The following is a 19,272-nucleotide window of genomic DNA, read 5'->3' as shown; positions in this document are numbered from 1 at the left end:
GCCTTCTTATTCCAAAGTAATGTGGTTGTCCTTGATGACCTTGGCCCAGCGCGCGCTGTCTGCCTTCACCATATCGGCAAACTGCGCAGGCGTGCCAGGCTTGACCACATCGGCGCCCAGCTTGGCCAGGTTGGCGGCCACCTCCGGCGTCTGGATCGCCTTGTTGAAAGCCGCATTCACCTTGGCCACCAGTTCGGGCTTCATGCCTGCGGGACCATACACGCCAAACCAGGTGACGGACGAATAGCCCGGCAGGCCGGATTCCGCAATCGTGGGCAGGTCAGGCGCCAGCTTGGTGCGCTGCTCGCTCGTCACCGCCAGCGCACGCAGGCGACCACTGGCCACGTGCGGCATGCCCGTGGGGATGGAGTCGAACAGCATATGCACCTGGCCGGTGGCCAGATCGCTGATGGACTGCGCCGTGCCCTTGTAAGGCACATGCGTCAGCTGCACGCCCGCCTGCGCCGCAAAGGCTGCGGTATTCAGGTGCACGATCGTGCCGTTGCCACTGGTGGCGTAGTTGAGCTTGCCGGGGTTGGCCTTGGCGTAGGCAATCAGCTCCTGCACATTCTTGACGGGCAGCGACGGCGTGACCAGCAACACGCTGGCGGCATCAGCCACATGGGCGATGGGGGTGAAATCCTTGTCTGCCTTGTAGGCCAGCTTGGGCATCAGGTGCGGAGAGATCGCATGCGTGCTGCTGGTGGTAAAGAGCAGCGTATAGCCATCGTTGGGCGCCTTGGCCGCTTCTGCAGTGCCAATGGTGCCGCCTGCGCCCGGGCGGTTGTCGATCACCAGCGACTGGCCCAGCTCGTGCGCCACCTTCTGGGCCACCACGCGCGCCACCAGATCGGTGGCGCCGCTCGCCGGGAAGGGCACGATCACGCGGATGGCATGGTCGGGCCAGCCCCCCCCTTGCGCCAGCGCAGCTTGCGGCAGCGCCGCGAAGGCGGCCAGGCCCATGAGACTAAGCAAAGCGGCAACTGCGCCCCGGCGCGATGGAGAGCGCTGCATGTGCGGCTGAGGGCTATGGAAGGAGCAGAGAGATGGAGTGGTAGTGCGTGGCATGAGAAGGCTGAAAAAGCAGAAAAGCGGGAAAAGCGTGGCTGACAACGAGGCACTGCGGGGCGCCGAAGGCGTACCGCGCAAGTACCGGATACCAAAAAGCCCTGCCCCGCCATTGGCCCTGCGTGCTTAACGCCAGCCATCGCGCCTACCTGGGTGTTTGTGTGCGCTGCGGTGTGGTGCTTCTGAATCAATTCAAGGCATTGATAGTAAAAGCAGCGGCTGCAAGGCGCCATCACTGATTTGGCAAGGGGTGTTTGCCGATTCGGCAATACAATAATTGCAATCAGCATATTTTCAGCAACACCGCCATGCCCACGCGCCATCCTTCGCACCTGCAAGACACCGCCCTGCGCTATTTTTTTGAGGTGGTGCAGTGCGGCACGGTCAGTGCAGCTTCAGCCAACCTGCATGTCGCCAGTTCGGCCATCAGCCGCCAGATCAGCGGGCTGGAGGCGCAGCTGGGTACGCCCCTGTTCGAGCGCCATGCGCGTGGCATGGTACCCACGGAGGCCGGGCTCATCGTGGCGCAACTGGCGCGCCGCATCAGCCTCGACGCAGAGCAGGCCATTGATGCCATCAACGCGCTCGACAGCCTGCGCGCGGGCACGGTGCGCATAGCCACCTCCGACGCCTTTGCCAACGAGCTGGTGCCGCAGGCCTGTGCCGCCTTCCAACGCCAGCATCCCGGCGTGCGATTTGAGGTGACCATGGTGCCGACCTTGCAGGTCTCGGCCCGGGTGCTGGCGGGCGATGCCGACATCGGCCTGCGTTTCAGCATGTCGCCGGTGCAGAACATTGCCGTGGTCTACCGCCAGAGCGCCCCCGTGCTGGCTGTGCTGCGGCCCGACCATGCACTGGCCCGGGAAGCCACGCTCACACTGGCCGATCTGGCCCGCCATCCACTGGCGCTGCCGCCAGCCGAAACCACCATTCGCCAGATGATCGACCTCGCCTGCAGCCGCCAGGGCCTGCAGCTCGATGCCGTGCTCACCACCAACCACGCCAAGACCTTGCTGAACTTTGTGCTGCACAGCGGCGGCGTCACCGTATCGAGCGAGGTGGGCGCGCGGCACATGCTGGAAGCGGGCCTGTTGGTCGCCAGACCGCTTTCCGATGCGGGCATGGATTTGCGCGACATCGAAGTGCAGACGCTGGCCGGACGCCAGCTGCCGGTGGCGGCCAAGGCGTTTCTGGAGTTGCTGGTGGCGCAACTGGCGCCTTGACGCCAGACGCTCCTTTTTTAATAGCTACTGGCACCTATCCAACATACGCAATCAGCCAATTTCTTCGAAATTTTGCAGAACTAACCGGCCTGCTGCGCCTCGCGAAACGCCTTGGCCTTGCCAAAGTGGCCGTTGCCGATAAATGGCACCGGCGGCCGCAGCGCGGACAGCGGAGACGGGTGGTTGCTGGTCAGTACCAGATGGCCCCGGTCTTGCGGAATGAAGACGCGTTTGCTCTGCGCATGGCTGCCCCACAGCATGAAGACCACCGGCCTGTCGCCCTCTGCCACCTGCTGGATGACGGCATCGGTCAGTTGCTCCCAGCCTTTGCCGCTGTGGCTGGCAGCCTGGCCCTCTTCCACCGTGAGGCAGGTGTTGAGCAGCAGCACGCCATGCGTCGCCCACTTGACCAGGCTGCCGCCGGGCTCGGGAAACGGCGGAAACGGCACGCCCAGGTCGCGCTGCATTTCCTTGAAGATGTTCTGCAACGACGGAGGCATGCGCACACCGGGCGCCACCGAAAAGGCCAGCCCCTCGGCCTGCCCCCGGCCATGGTACGGATCCTGCCCCAGAATGACCACGCGCACCTCCTCGGGCGGCGTCAACTCAAGCGCTCGCAACGGTTGCGGCGGGAAAATCACCGCGCCCGCATCCAGGCGCTGCTGCACAAACTGCGTGAGCTGCTGGCCCTTGGGGCTTGCAAAGAAGGCGTCCACCACGGGCTGCCAGCCCGGGGCGACCTGGTGGTTGTGAAAGGCTTCGGTTGTCAGTTGCATGGGCCGCATTGTGCACTTTGTGCGCACTTGCCAGTCTGATACAAGGTACAGGGCGGTCGGGATAAACGCAATGCTCAGTGTGCGCCTGCAGACGCACATGCCTCCTGCACCCGGCTCCAGCTGGCAGGCTGCAACAGCGCCACCAGTCCGCAGGCAAGCGAGCCCTGCCAGTGCACATAGTCGTGACCCGTGCTGTGCTCTACCTGCGTCACGCGGTAGCCTTTGGCGCGCAGTACATCGCCCAGGGTGCGGCTGGTCTCCAGAATGCCCGCCTGGCCGCCGCGTGCGCTTTCATACCGGCCCGCGTCAAAGTAGAACGCCACCGGCAGGCGGGGCGCGGCCTCCCACCAGCGGGCCAGTGCATTGGGCGCTTCGCCCTGGGGCGCCCACCAGTACGAGCCCGACAGGCTCAGCACCTTGCCAAAGCGCCCGGGGTATTGCAGCGCCACATAGCTGGAGGCCAGGCCGCCATAGCTGGACCCGGCCAGCACCGTGCGCGCCGCAGGCACCTCGATGCCTTGCGCAACAAGCCAGGGCATCAGCTCCTCGCCCATCATGCGGGCAAAGTCAGGGTTGGGCGGCAGTTCCTTGCCGCGCAGCGCGCTGCTGGCATTGGCTACCAGTACCACGGCGGTGCTGGGGACCAGTTGGTCGGCAACCAGGTTGTCCACGATCTGCGGCGTGGGCACGTCGTACAGGTAGGCGTGCGCGTCAAACAGCACCAGTACGCTGCGCTGCGCCGCTGGCGCCTGCGACCAGCCCTTCGGGCGGTAGATCCATACATCGCGCCCGTTGCCCAGGGCTTGCGAGGTAAACCAGTGGCGCTGCAGATCGCCGCGCGGCACGCCTGCGCGCTTCTGGCCCCACGGCTGGGGCGGCGCATCGGCCAGTTGCAGCACAGAGCGGCCCTGGTAGCGATCCACTGGCGGCGCGCCGTCTGCTCCTGCGCCCCAGGTGCGGGCATTGAAAGGGTCGCGCTGCAAGGTGGCGAGAATGCTGCGCCGCTGCTCCAGCGCCGGGGCATCGATATTGGGTACATCGGGCGCAAAGCCGTAGCTCAGCCGCACATCGCTCGGCATCACAAAGCTGGCCCACCACACGTCGGACGCGCCCATGCGCTGGAGTGACTCATGGTTGCCGCTGGGCGACCCGAACAGCCGCACACTGTGCTGCGCGCCGCGCCACACAAAGGTGACAAGGCGCTCGCGCTCGCTCCATGGCTCGACCAACGGCGCGCCCTGTTGCGCCACTTCGCGCCAGAAGGCATCGGTATTGCCTCCGGCCTGCAACTGCTGGGCCAGCGCCTGCAGACGTGGGCTTCGCAACGGGCTCTCAGGCAGTTTCACCTGCTGGTCTGCGGCAGGCTGCCAGGCCTGCTCCAGCAGCAGGCGGTATTGGCCGATTCTTGGAGTTTCTCCCACAGGTAGAGCGTCACCAGCTATCTTTTTCGAAGCAACATACTCCACATGCGCGGCATCGCTGGCATTCAGCACCAATTGCTCGCCCGCCTGTACCTGCCAGGTAAAGCCTTCGCCCCTGGCATCCTTGCCCAGCAGGCGCCGCACGTGGCGGCCCTGCGCATCCTGCACATCCAGCTGCAGACCGGTGGCATCGATCTCGCCGCGCACCACGCTGCCTGCGGGCAGCGCGCGGGCGTCGAGCTGCCAGCGCTGCTGCGTGCCCGGTGCAAGCCTTCCTTGCACGGCCGTGCCGACTGCCAATATGGAAAAGGACGCAGAGGCCTGGGTGGTCGATGGTGCGGTTTCAGTATTCATGCGGTGGCTCGGAGTGCAAGCCGCCAGCAGGTTGGCAGCCGCCAGTACGGCGGCGATGCGGCACGCGGATTTGCGCCATGACTTCGGATAAGACAAGGTGTCGGCGCACATCAGTAAAGCGCTCGTAGCTATCATTCTTAAAAATCCACAGAGGCGCTGACACGGTAGGTGCGCGGTGCGCCCACGGTCAGGAAGTTGTCGGCAAAGGCGCCCGCCCAGTACTTGCGGTCAAAGGCGTTGTCCACATTGGCGCGGAACACGGTTTTCTTGCCTGCAATCGTGGTGGCATAGCGCGCGCCCAGGTCCACCCGCGTCCAGCTCGGGGCGCGCAAGGTGTTGGCGGCGTTGACCCACTGCTTGCCGGTGTGCACCACGCGGCCGCTCAGCGCGGCGCCGGGCAGGCCCGGAATGTCCCAGTCGCCACCCAGGTTGGCCGTCCAGCGCGCCGCGCCAAAGGCATCGTTGCCGTCGTTCTTGCCGCCTTGCGTGCCCGTCAGCCGAGGCTGCAGGTAGGCGATGCCGCCCAGCACACGCAAGCCACGCAGCGCCTCGCCCGAGGTGTTCCATTCCACGCCCCGGTTGCGCTGCTCGCCGCCCAGCTGCAGCGTGTTGGTTGCGCTGTCGATCACGGTCGATGGTTTTTCGATCTGGAACAGCGCCAGCGTATTGGTGAATGCGCCAGCACGCCACTTCACGCCCATCTCCATCTGCTTCGTCTTGTAGGGCGGAAATACCTCGCCCGCGTTGGCGTAGGTGGAGCCCACTTCTACGCCTGGGCTCAGGCCCTGGATGTAGTTGGCGTACAGCGATACGTCGTCTCCCCACGGCTTGACGACAAGGCCCACAGCGGGTGTCACGGCTGATTCGTCGTAGCCCTTCATCTTCTGGTGCACGCGCTGGTGGCGCAGGCCCAGCGTCAGCAGCACCTTGTCCTGCGCGAACGAAAGCGTATCGGCCAGCGCCAGGCTGCTGATGTCGTTGTCGTTCTCGCGCCGCATGCCCTGGCGCGCCGGTGCCAGGATGGGGTCGACCGGATCGTAGATGTTGGTGGTGTAGTTGGGGCTGACAGTGATCGGCAGTGCGCGGCCACTCTTCTGGTTCATGAAGTTGTAGGCCACCACCACCTGGTGCTTGACCGCCCCGGTCTCGAAGCTGCCTCGCACGCCGGTCTCCCAGGCAGTGGTGTTGGTGAAGCCTTCGAGGTTGTAGGTCTGGCCGATGGCCGAGCCATCGCCCACCGCATTGAGCACCACGCGCGTGCCCGTGGGCTGGCCTTCGTAGTGGTGCAGCGCGCGGCCCGCGCTGCCGTACAACTGCCAGCGGTCATTCAGGTCAACGCTGCCACGCAGCACCACGCCTTCGTTCTCGACCACCGAATTGACACCCCGGAACAGGTTGTTGCGGCCATCGGGTGCGGCGATCAGGTGGTCCATCTTGGCAAAGCTCACCATCACCGGGCTGCCATTGTTCATGTGTGCGCGGTAGCGGTAGGCGTCCAGCCCCAGGCTGAAGCGGTCGCCCTGGTAATCGAGCGCCAGCGCGCCCAGGTTGCGGCGGCGTTTCTGGTCGCCCACCGAGGTCTCGCCATTGCCCAGCAGGCCGTTGAAGCGGATGCCCAGGCGGTTTTCGGGCCCGAAGCGGCGCGACACATCGGCATGCGCCTGCCATTGCGAGCCCGAAGTGAAGGAGGTTGTCACCCGTGTGAGCGGCTGCGCAGTGGGCCGCTTGGTGACGATGTTGACCACGCCGCCCACGCCGCCTGCCGGAGACATGCCACTCAGCAATGCGCCCGGCCCCTTGAGCAGCTCGACGCGTTCAATGAACTCCGTAGGGATGTTGCTGTCCGGCGCAATGCCATAGAGGCCATTCATGGCCACCTCGCTGGCGTTGATGTCAAAGCCGCGGATCAGGTAGTTCTCGTTGATGTGACCGGTGTTGGTGGTAAAGCGCACCGAGGGGTCGTTCTCCAGCACGGCGGCCACGGTGGATGCATTCTGGTCCTGCATCAGTTCGCTGCTGTAGGCGGTGATGTTGAAGGGCGCATCGATGGTGTCGACATTGCCCAGCAGGCCCAGGCCTGCAGCCTTGCCCACCTGGCCACCGGGCGCAAGGCGCGGCAGCTGACTCTTGTCTTGCGCGGCCTGCACCTTGACTTCACTCAAGGTGGACTCCGGCACATTTTGCGCAGAAGAGGAGGCCAGGGGTGCGGATTGCGCCCATGCGGCAGGAGAGATGGCAAGCATGGCAGCAGCCACGCCATGCAGACGACGCGCCTTGCGCGCGCTCAAGAGTTTGGTTTTCAAGATAGACCTCGGCGATGGTGTCATTCCATCTATCCACCCGCCCGGCGCGCGAAGACGACACAGCCCTACCCGGTACGGCTGGCAGGTCGTCAGAGCAATCGCTGGGTGGGGAGATGGATCAAGCCTGCTGGCTGGGCACGGCAGAAGTCTGCCTGGCTGAGGCGAGCGTGCGAGTCGCCATCAAGGGCCCCCTGCAGAGCAGCAGAATGGCATGCTGTGGCGATTCGCACCAATGAATGCGAATAATTCTCAATAAAATGTTAACACAGGTTTACAGCGTAAAGGAGCAGTTCACGGCAATATCTGCGCATGCCATCTTCCATTCTCACCTTCGCCAAGGCTGCATTGGCCGCCACCTGCCTGTCAGCTGCCTCGGTGCATGCCACAACGCAAGCCGCCACGGCCATCGAAATTGACGGCCTGTTTTCGGCCCTGCTCACATCCGGCTGTGAGTTCAACCGCAACGGCAGCTGGTACAACGCCAAACAGGCCAGCCAGCATCTGCAGGGCAAGTACGACTATCTGCTCAAGAAAAAGCTGGTGCCCACGAGCGAAGCCTTCATCGACCACGCCGCCAGCCAAAGCAGCATGTCTAGCAAACCCTACCGGGTGCGCTGCCCCGGCCAGCCCGAGATCGACAGCAAGCAGTGGTTTACCGAGCAACTGGAGCAGATCCGCGCCCGAAAATAGCACCAGCTCTTTTTTTGATAGTAAATTAAGCGCGTTCGACCGGATGGGCAAACAAGGCAGCCAGCGCTTCGCCCGGCTCATCCGCACGCATGAACGCCTCCCCCACCAGGAAGGCGTTGATACCGGCATCGCGCATGGTCTTCACATCGTCGCGGGTCATGATGCCCGATTCCGTCACCAGCAGGCGGTCGGCAGGCACGTGCTTTTGCAGATCGAGCGTCGTCTGGATGTCCACCTCGAACGTGCGCAGGTTGCGGTTGTTGATGCCCACCAGCGGCGTCTTGAGCTTGAGGGCGCGCTCCAGCTCAGCCCCGTCGTGCACTTCCACCAGCACGGCCATGTCTAGGCCGCGTGCGATCTGCTCCATCTCGGCCATCTGCGCATCATCCAGGCAGGCAGCGATCAGCAGTACGCAGTCGGCGCCCATCGCCCGCGATTCATAGATCTGATAGGGATCGACCATGAAATCCTTGCGCAGTACCGGCAGCAAAGTGCTGGCACGCGCCTGCTTCAGAAAGTCGGGCTCTCCCTGGAAGAACTGGCGGTCCGTCAGCACCGACAGGCAAGCCGCCGTCGCGTTACCGTGAATTTTGGCCTTGTTGTTGCTATTGCCCACCATGTAGCTTTGAGCAATGTCGGCAGGGTCAAAGTCTGCACGAATCACTCCCTTGCTCGGACTCGCCTTTTTGATCTCGGCAATCACCCCCGCCTCACCGGCTGCAATTTTGGCGCGCAAGGCCCCTACAAAATCGCGCGTCACAGCGCGGCTTTCCGCATCGCGGCGCATGCCTTCAAACGACAAGCGCTTTTTCGCTTCAGCGACTTCTTCGACTTTGACGTCGCAGATTTTTTTCAGGATATCGGACATAGGTATTACTTTCTTCAGGCGTTGGCGTACTGCTGGGTGAATGCCACCAGCGCTTTGAGCTTGGCCAGTGCAGCGCCGGTGTCGATTGCCTCGCGCGCGCGCCGCAGGCCGTCTTCGATGGATTCCGCCACATTGGCCGCATAGAGCGCCGCGCCTGCGTTCAGGCAGACGATGTCGCGCGCCGGGCCTTTTTCGCCCTGCAGAATGCCCAGCAGCATGGCTTTGGACTCCTCAGGGTTGTCCACGCGGAAAGCACGGGTGCCGACCATCTGGATACCGAAGTCTTCGGGGTGGATTTCGTACTCGCGCACCACACCGTCCTTCAGCTCGCCCACCAGGGTGCCAGCACCCAGGCTGATCTCGTCGAGCCCGTCGCGGCCGTACACCACCAGTGCGTGCTCGGCGCCTAGGCGCTGCAGCGCGCGCACCTGGATGCCGACCAGATCCTCGTGGAACACACCCATCAGGATGTTGGGCGCACCCGCCGGATTGGTGAGGGGGCCCAGGATGTTGAAGATGGTGCGCACGCCCAGCTCCTTGCGCACGGGCGCCACGTTCTTCATCGCCGGGTGGTGGTTGGGCGCGAACATGAAGCCGATGCCCACCTGCGCAATGCTCTGCGCAATCTGTTCCGGAGCGAGGTTGATGTTGACGCCCAGCGCCTCCATCGCATCGGCACTGCCGGATTTGCTCGATACGCTGCGCCCGCCGTGCTTGCTGACCTTGCCGCCAGCAGCCGCGATCACGAAGATGGAGCAGGTGGAGATGTTGAAGGTGTTGGCGCCGTCGCCCCCCGTGCCGACGATGTCGACCAGGTTGGTGCGGTCGTTCACATGCACCTTGTTGGAAAACTCGCGCATCACCTCGGCAGCCGCGCTGATCTCGCCAATGGTTTCCTTCTTGACGCGCAGGCCGGTGAGGATGGATGCCGTCATCACCGGCGAGAGCTCGCCCTTCATGATCATGCGCATCAGATGCAGCATTTCATCGTGGAAGATTTCGCGGTGCTCGATGGTGCGCTGCAGCGCTTCCTGGGGGGTAATCGACATGGAGATTCCTAGAACATTCAAGTGGAGTGAGGCAAATGGAAGCTAGGCCTGCCATCGGCGCCCCGGCTCCAGCCGGTGCAAGAAGGTGGTGAGTGAATCACGTGGCAAGGCCACGCCATGAGGCGCCAGAACACGTCCGGCCGCCCCTCGGTGGTAGGTGCCATGCACGATCAGGTGGTGCAGCATTTCGCTGCGCGTCATGCTGCCGGTATCGCCGTCGGTAAAGCGGAACCGGATCAGCTCACCCAGTTGCGCATCCTGCAGGTCTTGTACGTACTGTTCCAACTGTGCGTCGGAACGGGCCAGACGTGCCTGCAGATCGGCCAGCGTTGGTGTGTCCTCGGTATTGGTCGAGCCGAAGTGGTGCGCGGCACCCTGCATGTGCGCAGCAAAAATCTGATCGACCACCCAGGTGTGGTTGAGGATGCGGGTGAAGAGGCGCAGTTCATCGGCGGAGAGCAGATGCTGCGACGCCAACCCCAATTGCACCAATTCCTCGTTGGCCCAGCGCTTGTACGCAAATTGCGAAGCCAGGACGGCGGCGCCAGTCATCAGCGCTGCTCCAGAAAGTTCTTCAGCATGGCGTGGCCATGCTCGGTCAGAATGCTCTCGGGGTGGAACTGCACGCCCTGGATCGGCAGTGTTTTGTGGCGCACACCCTGGATTTCGCCGTCTTCACTGGTCGCCGTCACTTCCAGACAATCGGGGCAGGTGCTGCGCTCGATCACCAGCGAGTGGTAGCGGTTGACGGTGAATTCCTCTGGCAGATCGGCAAACACGCCTTGCTGCGTGGTGTGGATGACACTGGTCTTGCCGTGCATCTGCTGGACCGCGCGGATGATATTGCCGCCAAAGGCTGCGCCAATGGCCTGGTGGCCAAGACACACGCCAAGAATGGGCAGTTTGCCGGCAAAGTGCTGGATGGCTTGCACCGAAATTCCCGCCTCCGCCGGGCTGCAGGGCCCGGGGGATATCACCAGCCAGTCCGGTTGGTGGGCGGTAATCTCGTCGAGCGAGGTTTCGTCATTGCGCACCACGACCACATCGACACCCAATTCGCCAAAGTACTGAACGATGTTGTAGGTGAAGCTGTCGTAGTTATCGACCATCAACAGTTTTTTCATCGTCACTTCCTCGGTGTGCCGCCTGCCTGCAGGCGCGCCAGTTCACGGTGTTCATAGGCGATGTAGGCTTCCATCATCGCGCGGTAGATGGCCTCGATCACGTCGGGCTGGCCCCCTTCCAGTGCGGCGCGCTCACGCACGCGGGCAACGATGGTTTCGATACGCTCTTCGTCGCGCACCAGATCGGGGTTGTTCTTGACCTTGGCGGCCTGGGTCATGTAGCCGCCGCGCTCCACCAAGAGCGGCACCAGGATGTCGTCGAGCGCATTCACATGGCGGCGCACGTCGGTCATGGTGTTGCAGTCTTGCACTTTGTCGATAGCGCGGGTCATTCCAGTCCTTCCTCTACGAGTTCGGCCGCGCGCAGCAGTGCGCGCGCCTTGTGTTCAGTCTCTTTCCATTCCAGCTCGGGCACCGAATCGGCCACCACACCGGCTGCGGCCTGCACATACAGCATGCCGTCCTTGATCACACCAGTACGGATGGCAATGGCCAGGTCCATGTCACCGGCATAGCTCAGGTAGCCGCAGGCGCCGCCATAGATGCCACGCTTGACGGGCTCGAGCTGGTCGATCACCTCCATCGCATGCACCTTGGGGGCGCCCGACAGCGTGCCCGCCGGGAAGGTGGCCTTGAGCACATCCATGCTCGTCATGCCGTCTTTCAGAATGCCTTCGACATTGCTCACGATGTGCATCACATGGCTGTAGCGCTCCACCGCAAAGGCCTCGGTCACCTTGACGCTGCCGGTCTTGGCGATGCGACCGATGTCGTTGCGCGCCAGATCGATCAGCATCACATGCTCGGCACGCTCCTTGGGATCGTTCACCAGCTCGTGCTCGGTTGCCTTGTCCTTTTCTGGCGTGGATGCGCGCGGGCGCGTGCCAGCCAGCGGGCGAATGGTGATCTTCTTGGCCACGCCACCTTCGTGCTCGACCTGCTCCTGCCGCACCAGGATCTCGGGGCTGGCCCCCACCACCTGGAAGTCACCAAAGTGGTAGTAATACATGTAAGGGCTGGGATTGAGCGAGCGCAGCGCCCGGTACAGCGAAAGCGGGCTTTCGGTGTAGCGCTTGTGGATGCGCTGGCCCACCTGCACCTGCATGAAGTCGCCTGCAGCAATCATCTCCTTGGCCTCTTCAACGGCACGCAGATAATCCGCCTTGGCAAAGCTGCGCTCGGCCGGGTAGCTTTCGCCCGCACGGATGCGTGGCACGCTGACCGAATAGCGCAGTTGCTCCTTGAGCTGGCGCACGCGCTTCTTGGCCTTGCTGTAGGCCTCTGCCTCGCCGGGGTTGGCGTAGACGATCAGGTAGAGCTTGCCCGAGAGGTTGTCGATGACAGCGACCTCTTCGCACTGCAGCAGCATGATGTCAGGCGTGCCCAGGGTATCGGGCGGGCAGCTGTTTTCGAGCTTTTTCTCGATGTAGCGCACGGCGTCGTAGCCAAAGTAACCCGCCAGGCCGCCGCAAAAGCGCGGCAGACCCGCCCCCAGCGCCACCTTGAAGCGCTGCTGGTACGCAGCGATGAAGTCAAGCGGGTTGCCCTGGTGCGTCTCCACCACCTGGCCGTCGGTTACCACTTCGGTCTTGGCAGCAGCACCAAAACCGGTGGCACGCAGCAGAGTGCGCGCGGGCAGGCCGATAAAGCTGTAGCGGCCAAAGCGTTCACCGCCCACGACGGATTCCAGCAGAAAGCTGTGTTTGCCATCGTCATGCGCGTGGCAGAGCTTCAAATACAGCGATAGAGGTGTTTCGAGATCCGCAAACGCATCAGCGACGAGAGGAATGCGGTTGTAGCCTTGGTTGGCCAGACTTTTGAATTCGAGTTCGGTGATCACGAAGAATCGTCCCCAGCTTTGGCAGCGCACGCTGGATGTGTGCGTATCGTGCGCTGCAGTTCATCTTGGCGGCCATACCGGTCGGCATGGCCTCGGGCGCACGCTGGGGCGTGTCACCCAGCGGCAATCAAACAGACATGGTCGCAGGCTTACGCCAGGGCCAAGCTCCCCGGCCTGCGAGACCTGCAATGACTGCGTGATGGATGAACATGGGCTTTAGTGTAGCAAACGATTGGAGGCGCCAGTGCCAATTCCCGCAAATGCCGAGTATTGGCCCATGATGCGGTGTGATCGTGCTGTCAGGCAGCGTTGCAGATATGCCAATCAGCGGTCACCATCGCTGCCACTGCCGGCGCCAAAGGCAACTGCCGCGCTGGCGTCTCCTCGCCGCAGTTGCTGCTGCTGCACGCGGGTGGGTGCCAGTGCATTGAGCAGGCTTTGCATGAGCGCGTGGGCCTTGGCGGTGTTGTCTTCAGAGAAGTTGCAGACGTACAGATCCAGCGACACGCTGCCGCTTTCGGGCCAGGTATGGATCGCCAGGTGCGACTCGGCCAGCAACACCGTGCCGGTCACCCCCGCCGGCTGGTCGTTGACCGGCGCAAAACTGTGCCAGCGCTGCGCCACCACGGTCAGGCCCGAGCGCATGGTTTGCCCCACGCACAGCTGCGCCAGCTGCACCTGCTCGGTCAGCAGCGACGGCGCGCACTGGCATTGGTACAAATCGGCGGTCAGATGCAATCCATCCATGGGGCAAGAGTGTAGTTTGGCAAGGGTGAAGATGCGCCCAAGGCCGCCATGCAGGCGGTTGGCAATAGCGCCATCATAGCGGCAGAGGCTTGTGCGGCACAGCGGCTGTGCAGATGAAACCGAATGCCAGCGGTTTGCCTGTGCGCACAACAACTCCTAAATCAATAGCAACTACCGCACCAGTTCAGCCAGCGAGTCTACGTAGCCGGTGGCCTGCACCTGCCGGATCGGCTGGCCGTGGTTGTAGCCGTAGCTCACCAGCACCACAGGGCAGCCTGCGTTGTGCGCTGCTTCTGCGTCGTTGCTGCTGTCGCCCACCATCAGCGTGGTGGCGGGCTGGCTGCCCAGGGCCTGGCAGGTCTTGATGAGCGGCAACGGGTCGGGCTTTTTCCGCTCGAACGAGTCACCGCCAAAGACGCAGTCGAAATAATCACGCAGGCCCTTGGCCTTGAGCAGCGGCTCGGCAAACGACAGCGGCTTGTTGGTCAGGCAGGCCATCTTCAGACCCAGGTTGCGCATCTGGCGCAAGCCTTGTTCGACGCCGTCATACACCCTGGAGAACCGGCCGTTGATCGCCAGGTAGTGGTGTTGGTATTGCTCCCAGGCGCGAGCGTAGTAGTTGTCGATTTCGGTAGCAGCAGGCGCGCGCCCCTGCTGCGACAGCACGTGCTGGAGCACCGACCGCAGCAGATTCTCCGAGCCCTTGCCCACCATGGGCTCGATGGCTTGCGCGTCGATCGCGGGCAGTTGCAGATCCGCCAGCATACGGTTGAGGGCCTCGGCAAAATCACCCATGGTGTCGACCATGGTGCCGTCCAGGTCGACGATCACGGCTTCGCAGCGGAGCTGGGCCAATAAAGAGGAGTTTCGAATCACTGAATGCGCTCTGCCATGTGTGCCGTACCGATCGTACGACCCGAAGTATAAAGTTTGCGCACCGCCCAAAGCCAGACCACCCACGGCAGAGCAGCCTGCCTGTGCGCATCTCAATATACGTCACGCCGGTAGCGCCTGCGCGCCCTCAGCGCCTGCACCCCATCCTCTCCCAGAATGTCGGTCAGAGCCCTTTCGACATCGCTGCCCATTCCTGCATGGCTGCCGCAGACAAAGAGGGTGGCGTCACGGGCGATCCACTCTTTCAGGGTTGCGGCGTTCTGGCGCAGCACATCCTGCACGTAGCGCAGCGAAGGTTCCGCACCGGCGTCACGCGAGTAGGTGAAATCAACCCGCTGCAACTGGCCACCGACCAGCCATGCGCGGACTTCCTTCTCCACGCTGTGGTCGAATGCCTGCTGCCGCTCTCCAAAAATGAACCAGTTGTTGTGGTTTCCCGCGCGCATGCGAGCCAGCAGATGCGACCGCAGGCCCGCGTAGCCCGAACCGTTGCCAATGAAAATCGCAGGCAGCCCCGGCTCCTCCACTGGCGAGAAGCCTGGATTGGCGAGAACCCGCAGCACCAGGCTTGCGCCAATCTCCGCGTGCTGTGTGAGCCAGCCAGAAGCGAGGCCCAGGCGCGGCTCCCCACCGGCTTCGGCGGGCGCAATGGCCTGCCGCACCCACAGCTCGATACCCTTGTCCTCCGGCAGCGATGCCACAGAGTATCTGCGCCCGTGCAAAGCTTGCAGCCTGTCTGCAATCGATTGTGCAGAGCTTCCCGCGTGCACGGTATCGGGCAGCAGGCTCACAGCAAGGGCTTCGGCCAGCGTGTGGCGCTGCCCACGGCAAGTCACAGGTACCTGCGGATCGAGATTGTGGGATTGCAGCCAAGCCTGCACGGCGGACGTGGCGTTTCGCGGTTGTATCTCGGCCAGTGCGCCCGCTTGCCAGTGGGCTGCAGTCTGCTGGGCTGGCTGCAGTTCCACACGGTACAAAGGCGCCCCCTGACTTCCCGGGTTGCAATGCATGCGGCGGCTGAGGGTCCATGCCTCCAAACCGGGCTCGGCAGACACTGCGTCCGTCTCCATCAGTGCCTCTGCCTGCGGCATCTTCAAACCCCATGGGCCAGCCAGCAGCTGCATCCAGTCGCTCCAGGTCTGCGCATCGTCATCATCCATGGTCACAGCGGGAAACAAGGCCTCCGCCCCCGCCCGCTGCAGTTGCGCATGCAGCTCCAGCCCAAAGCCACAGAACGAGGTGTACTGCCGGTCACCCAACGCCAGCAAGCCAAAACGCTGCCCGACAAGCGCGTCGGAGGGGGCCTGTCGCAGCAGCGATGCAAAATGCCGGGCATCATCCGGCGGCTCGCCGTCGCCAAAGGTGCTGACAATCCACGCGACATCGGAGAATCGCCGCAGCGCAGCCATATCCAGCTGCGCGATGGATACCAGCTCTGCAGGCTTGCCCGCATGGCTCAGACGCCCTACGGTTTGCGCCGCCAGGCGCTGCGCATGGCCGGACTGGCTGGCATACACGACAGCCGTTACCGCCATGGCGCTGGCTGCGGTGGCCGGATTTTCGGCCAGCCTGCGGCTTTCCTGTCTGGCTGCACGCGCCTTGCGGCGGCGGTCCAGGTACAGCATCCAGCCGGTGATGGCGAACAGGGGGAGCATCAACCCCGCAAGGGTGACAATGATGCGCCCCGGCAGTCCAAAATACGCCCCCGTATGCAGCGGGTACAGCGCCAGCAGCCCTCTTCGGCCTGCAGGCAGCGCGGCAAAGCGCTCATCACGCTGCACCGATCCATCGGCGGCCAGAAACAGCTGGTTGCGGGCCCGGTCGTGCGGCGCGCTGGCGTCATACCAATGAACCTGTACTGCCTGGCCAGGCTTTTGCGGCAGGCGCACCTGCGCGAACTCCCAGGAATCGGCAACCCCCGTGAAAGCCGCCCAGGCCGGTTTCCACTGCGCCGGGGCCATGGGTAAAACCTTGTTTGCCGTGCCCTGCTCTGCCTGGGCCTGCGCACGGGCAGCAGAGCGAGACGGAGCGCCGGCCAGCCGATCCACCGGGGCCCGGATCGCATCGAATGCCCAGTACATGCCTGTGAGCGTCAGCATCACATACACCACCAGCGCCCAGGTTCCAGCCACCGAATGCAGTCCCCAGAGAAATGAGCGGCCCTTGCGCCGGGTGTTGAAGGTGAGCCAGGTTCGCAGCGAAAGAGGCTTGGCAGGCCAGCGCAGATACAGGCCAGAGAGCGACAGCAGCAACAGGCAACCAGCCAGCGTGCCGGTGATCGGTTTTCCATTCTCGCGCGTGAGCAGCAACCAGCGGTGCAAGCGCTCGATCCATTCAAAAAACGCCTCGCCATGCTGTTGCGGCAGGCGCACGCCGGTATAGGGGTGAACGAAAACACTGGCGCCACGCCGCTGGCCATGCTCGGGAACAAAACTCACCTGTGCGCTCTGCCCAGGCTTTGCATACACACTGATGCGGTCCATGCGCCGCGTTTCTCCTGCGTCCACCATGGCCTGCGCGATCTCCGGCGGCGAGAGCATGCGTGCGTTCTGCACAGGCACGCTGGCGGTACCGGGATTGAGCCAATCCAGAATTTCCTCATGGAACGCGTAGATGGATCCCGACAGGCCAATGGCGATGAGCACGACCCCTGCCGTGATACCCACAAACCAGTGCACCTGGAACCATATCTTCTTAAAACTCCACATTCACCCACCCAGCGCTCCAGGGAGCCTCAAAAATCAACCACCGCACGCAGCACTGCCTGCCGGCGCTCGCCAAGCGAAACATAGATCGGGCTGCCTGACGAGGCCACGTAGTTCTTGTCAAAAAGGTTTTTGATATTGAACTGCAGCTTGACCATGCGCCCCGACCAAGGGCGCTCCCAACTCACAAACGCATCAGCCACGCTGTAGCCACCATTGTCGAACGTATTGGCCGCATCGCCTGCGCGGCTGCCAATATGCCGTACCCCTGCGCCCGCTCGCCAGCGGCCTGCCGCTGAAGGCATGAAGTCGTAGGCGGCAAACAGCGACGCCGTGTGTCGTGCCACATTGGCCAGCCGGTTGCCCAGGTATTGCGGATCATCGGTGACAGACGCGTCGGTATACGCATAGCTGCCGATGATTTGCCATTGCCTGCTCAGCCGCCCGGCAGCATCGAGCTCGAAACCCCGTGAGCGGGCGCCGCCCACGGCCCGTGCATAGCTCTGGCCATCGATGGTTTCATTCACCACCACATGGCGCTTGCGTATGTCGTAGACGGCAGCGGTTGCGGTCATCCCTTGCGGAGACTCCCATTTGGCCCCCATTTCCCAGGATTTGGCACTCTCCGGCGCCAGTGTTCCAATCACATTGCCGATGCTGCTTTGCGGCTTGAACGATTCGCTGTAGCTGCCATACAGCGACCATGCACGATCAGGCTGCCAGACGATGCCGAGCCGCGGCACGAATTGGGTGCCGTCGGACTCGCTGCCCACGACAAACGGGCGGCCCTTGCCCGCAATCTGATCGTAGCGCTGCCAACGGCCCGCCAATTGCACAACCCATTGGTCCGTCAGACGGATGGAGTCCTGTGCAAACAGTGCCTGCTGGCGAATCCTGTCGCTCTGGTCACTCTGCGCCGCATCGATGTTCGTGGAATTTGGCAACAATCCATACACCGGGTCATACACATTGAACCCGCCGGCGTTGCTGCCGCGAATGAGATCCCGCCGGAAGATATTGCTGTCCTCGACATCCAGCCCTGCCAGTATCTCGTGTCTTGTGGCGCCCCAGCGCAGATCGCCCTGGAGGTTGAATTGACCCACATGCTGCTGGCTCAAGGCCCCGCGCGTGCCATCGGGCCTGCGGGTGAGAATGCCTGTGACCGGGTTGAGCGAGACCGGCCGTGCCTGGTAGTCGTCATAGCGGTTGCGGTTATAGCTGTACGCGGTATTGAGCTTCCATTGCGGGCCGAGCGAATGCTGGGCCTGGACCGTGAAGAAATCGGAGTCTCCCAGGGTGCGGTTGTAGCGCTCATCCAGCCGGATGCGGCGGTTGATGTCCACCGGCTTGCCTGTGCGGGAGTCGATCACGGTTCCACGGTCAAAGGGCTGCTCGTACTCGGTGTGTTCATAGGAAACGCGTACATAGGTGTCACTGCCATACCAGGCGAGTGAGGGTGCAATCACGGTCTGCTTGTTCACGCCGAAGTTGCGCCAGTAGTCCACATGGCTGGTGTCGGCGATGAGTCGATAGGCGAGGCCGTTGCTGCCGATCGGCCCGGTCAGATCCAGCGACCCGCCCCCACCGCCATAGCTCGACAGCGAAGCCCCCACCTGGCCCGCAAAATCGAGCTGCGGCTTTTTGGTCACCATGTTGATGACACCGCCAGGGTCCATCGTGCCGTACAGCACGGACGACGGCCCTTTCAGGACTTCGGCGCGCTCAGTCGTGAAGGTGAGGTTGCGCGCCAGCACAGTGCGGATGCCGTCTCGCAAGATGGAGCCGTCGCGGTTGAATCCAAACCCTCGCTTGATGACCGCGTCCTGCGTTCCACCCAGGGTATTGGCCTGGGTGATGCCGCTCACGTTGTACAAGGCCTCGTCAATGGAGCGCACCTGCTGGTCTTGCAGCACTTGCGCAGGCACCACGGCAATGGCCTGCGGTGTGTCGCGCAAGGCAGTGTCTGTGCGCGTGGCGGTTGTGCCGTGCCGTGGCTGGTAGCCGTCTTCCTGGGCTTTTTCCTGAATGATGACCTGGGGCAGAAGCGCTTCTTCCTGCACCTGCGCAAAGGATGGCGATACGGCCAGTACGGCGCAGGCACCCACGGTGCCGAAAGTCCCTAAAGCACCAAGAGCGTCAGGAGCTCTGTTGGCAAAGAGGGAGGATGAATCCAGGGGATTTCGCATAAGGTGGTGCCGGGGCTGGCAAAC

16 protein-coding genes are annotated in these 19,272 nt (G+C 63.2%); 2 read left to right on the top strand and 14 right to left on the bottom strand.

The window, feature by feature from the left end:
* Positions 1-6 precede the first annotated feature (6 nt).
* Complete coding sequence (locus ABIE32_RS03370; RefSeq protein ID WP_429013946.1) at positions 7-1,014, bottom strand: Bug family tripartite tricarboxylate transporter substrate binding protein; 1,008 nt, start codon at positions 1,012-1,014, stop codon at positions 7-9.
* A gap of 362 nt (positions 1,015-1,376) precedes the next feature.
* Between ABIE32_RS03370 and ABIE32_RS03365 the strand changes: the two genes are divergently transcribed.
* A complete protein-coding gene (locus ABIE32_RS03365) occupies positions 1,377-2,291 on the top strand; it encodes a LysR family transcriptional regulator (protein ID WP_224153194.1) in 915 nt (304 codons plus the stop codon).
* Between the two features lie 80 nt (positions 2,292-2,371).
* Here the strand turns inward: ABIE32_RS03365 and ABIE32_RS03360 are convergent, their stop codons facing one another.
* The 3 genes from ABIE32_RS03360 to ABIE32_RS03350 form a co-directional block, all read right to left on the bottom strand.
* On the bottom strand, positions 2,372-3,076 hold the full coding sequence (locus ABIE32_RS03360) for a uracil-DNA glycosylase (protein WP_429013943.1): 705 nt from the start codon (positions 3,074-3,076) through the stop codon (positions 2,372-2,374).
* Positions 3,077-3,141: 65 nt separating this feature from the next.
* Positions 3,142-4,938 carry an enterochelin esterase domain-containing protein gene (locus ABIE32_RS03355; RefSeq protein WP_429013940.1) on the bottom strand — a complete coding sequence of 599 codons (1,797 nt, stop codon included), beginning with the start codon at positions 4,936-4,938 and terminating at the stop codon, positions 3,142-3,144.
* A gap of 41 nt (positions 4,939-4,979) precedes the next feature.
* A complete protein-coding gene (locus tag ABIE32_RS03350; RefSeq protein WP_429014256.1) occupies positions 4,980-7,085 on the bottom strand; it encodes a TonB-dependent receptor in 2,106 nt (701 codons plus the stop codon).
* 369 nt (positions 7,086-7,454) lie between these two features.
* Between ABIE32_RS03350 and ABIE32_RS03345 the strand changes: the two genes are divergently transcribed.
* On the top strand, positions 7,455-7,835 hold the full coding sequence (locus ABIE32_RS03345; RefSeq protein ID WP_429013938.1) for a DUF5329 domain-containing protein: 381 nt from the start codon (positions 7,455-7,457) through the stop codon (positions 7,833-7,835).
* A gap of 25 nt (positions 7,836-7,860) precedes the next feature.
* Here the strand turns inward: ABIE32_RS03345 and trpC are convergent, their stop codons facing one another.
* From trpC to ABIE32_RS03295, 10 genes are all read right to left on the bottom strand, one after another.
* Complete coding sequence (trpC, locus tag ABIE32_RS03340) at positions 7,861-8,703, bottom strand: indole-3-glycerol phosphate synthase TrpC (RefSeq protein ID WP_429013935.1); 843 nt, start codon at positions 8,701-8,703, stop codon at positions 7,861-7,863.
* A 14-nt stretch (positions 8,704-8,717) separates the two neighbouring features.
* Entirely contained in the window at positions 8,718-9,752 is a 1,035-nt protein-coding gene (gene trpD, locus ABIE32_RS03335) for an anthranilate phosphoribosyltransferase (protein ID WP_429013932.1), read from the bottom strand.
* Positions 9,753-9,794: 42 nt separating this feature from the next.
* On the bottom strand, positions 9,795-10,304 hold the full coding sequence (locus ABIE32_RS03330; RefSeq protein ID WP_429013930.1) for a DinB family protein: 510 nt from the start codon (positions 10,302-10,304) through the stop codon (positions 9,795-9,797).
* On the bottom strand, positions 10,304-10,876 hold the full coding sequence (locus ABIE32_RS03325; protein ID WP_429013927.1) for an anthranilate synthase component II: 573 nt from the start codon (positions 10,874-10,876) through the stop codon (positions 10,304-10,306). The genes ABIE32_RS03330 and ABIE32_RS03325 overlap by 1 nt, the downstream gene beginning before the upstream one ends.
* 2 nt (positions 10,877-10,878) lie before the next feature.
* Positions 10,879-11,208: a chorismate mutase gene (locus ABIE32_RS03320; RefSeq protein WP_429013925.1), complete on the bottom strand. Its 330-nt coding sequence runs from the start codon at positions 11,206-11,208 to the stop codon at positions 10,879-10,881.
* Entirely contained in the window at positions 11,205-12,716 is a 1,512-nt protein-coding gene (gene trpE, locus ABIE32_RS03315) for an anthranilate synthase component I (protein ID WP_429013922.1), read from the bottom strand. The genes ABIE32_RS03320 and trpE overlap by 4 nt, the downstream gene beginning before the upstream one ends.
* 324 nt (positions 12,717-13,040) lie before the next feature.
* Positions 13,041-13,463, bottom strand: a complete 423-nt coding sequence (speD, locus tag ABIE32_RS03310) for an adenosylmethionine decarboxylase (RefSeq protein ID WP_429013920.1) — start codon at positions 13,461-13,463, stop codon at positions 13,041-13,043.
* Positions 13,464-13,634: 171 nt separating this feature from the next.
* On the bottom strand, positions 13,635-14,339 hold the full coding sequence (locus tag ABIE32_RS03305; protein WP_429013917.1) for a phosphoglycolate phosphatase: 705 nt from the start codon (positions 14,337-14,339) through the stop codon (positions 13,635-13,637).
* A 110-nt stretch (positions 14,340-14,449) separates the two neighbouring features.
* Positions 14,450-17,065: a PepSY domain-containing protein gene (locus ABIE32_RS03300; protein WP_429013914.1), complete on the bottom strand. Its 2,616-nt coding sequence runs from the start codon at positions 17,063-17,065 to the stop codon at positions 14,450-14,452.
* 26 nt (positions 17,066-17,091) lie between these two features.
* Positions 17,092-19,167 (bottom strand): TonB-dependent siderophore receptor, encoded by a 2,076-nt coding sequence (locus tag ABIE32_RS03295; protein WP_429013912.1) that lies wholly within the window; start codon positions 19,165-19,167, stop codon positions 17,092-17,094.
* Between the last annotated feature and the right edge of the window lie 105 nt (positions 19,168-19,272).

This window comes from Comamonas sp. 4034 (genome assembly GCF_050434545.1).
Classification (GTDB): domain Bacteria; phylum Pseudomonadota; class Gammaproteobacteria; order Burkholderiales; family Burkholderiaceae_C; genus Comamonas; species Comamonas odontotermitis.
Note: the sequence above shows the minus strand (reverse complement) of the source record. Positions and strands in the feature narration are given on the sequence as shown.

Excerpts from the sequence above, each read along its gene's own strand:
- ABIE32_RS03360 (WP_429013943.1), bottom strand. The coding sequence starts at position 3,076 with ATGCGGCCCATGCAACTGACAACCGAAGCCTTTCACAACCACCAGGTC.
- ABIE32_RS03300 (WP_429013914.1), bottom strand. The coding sequence starts at position 17,065 with ATGTGGAGTTTTAAGAAGATATGGTTCCAGGTGCACTGGTTTGTGGGT.
- speD (WP_429013920.1), bottom strand. The coding sequence starts at position 13,463 with ATGGATGGATTGCATCTGACCGCCGATTTGTACCAATGCCAGTGCGCG.
- ABIE32_RS03345 (WP_429013938.1), top strand. The coding sequence starts at position 7,455 with ATGCCATCTTCCATTCTCACCTTCGCCAAGGCTGCATTGGCCGCCACC.
- ABIE32_RS03370 (WP_429013946.1), bottom strand. The coding sequence starts at position 1,014 with ATGCAGCGCTCTCCATCGCGCCGGGGCGCAGTTGCCGCTTTGCTTAGT.
- trpD (WP_429013932.1), bottom strand. The coding sequence starts at position 9,752 with ATGTCGATTACCCCCCAGGAAGCGCTGCAGCGCACCATCGAGCACCGC.
- trpC (WP_429013935.1), bottom strand. The coding sequence starts at position 8,703 with ATGTCCGATATCCTGAAAAAAATCTGCGACGTCAAAGTCGAAGAAGTC.
- ABIE32_RS03320 (WP_429013925.1), bottom strand. The coding sequence starts at position 11,208 with ATGACCCGCGCTATCGACAAAGTGCAAGACTGCAACACCATGACCGAC.
- ABIE32_RS03365 (WP_224153194.1), top strand. The coding sequence starts at position 1,377 with ATGCCCACGCGCCATCCTTCGCACCTGCAAGACACCGCCCTGCGCTAT.
- ABIE32_RS03325 (WP_429013927.1), bottom strand. The coding sequence starts at position 10,876 with ATGAAAAAACTGTTGATGGTCGATAACTACGACAGCTTCACCTACAAC.
- ABIE32_RS03330 (WP_429013930.1), bottom strand. The coding sequence starts at position 10,304 with ATGACTGGCGCCGCCGTCCTGGCTTCGCAATTTGCGTACAAGCGCTGG.
- ABIE32_RS03350 (WP_429014256.1), bottom strand. The coding sequence starts at position 7,085 with ATGCTTGCCATCTCTCCTGCCGCATGGGCGCAATCCGCACCCCTGGCC.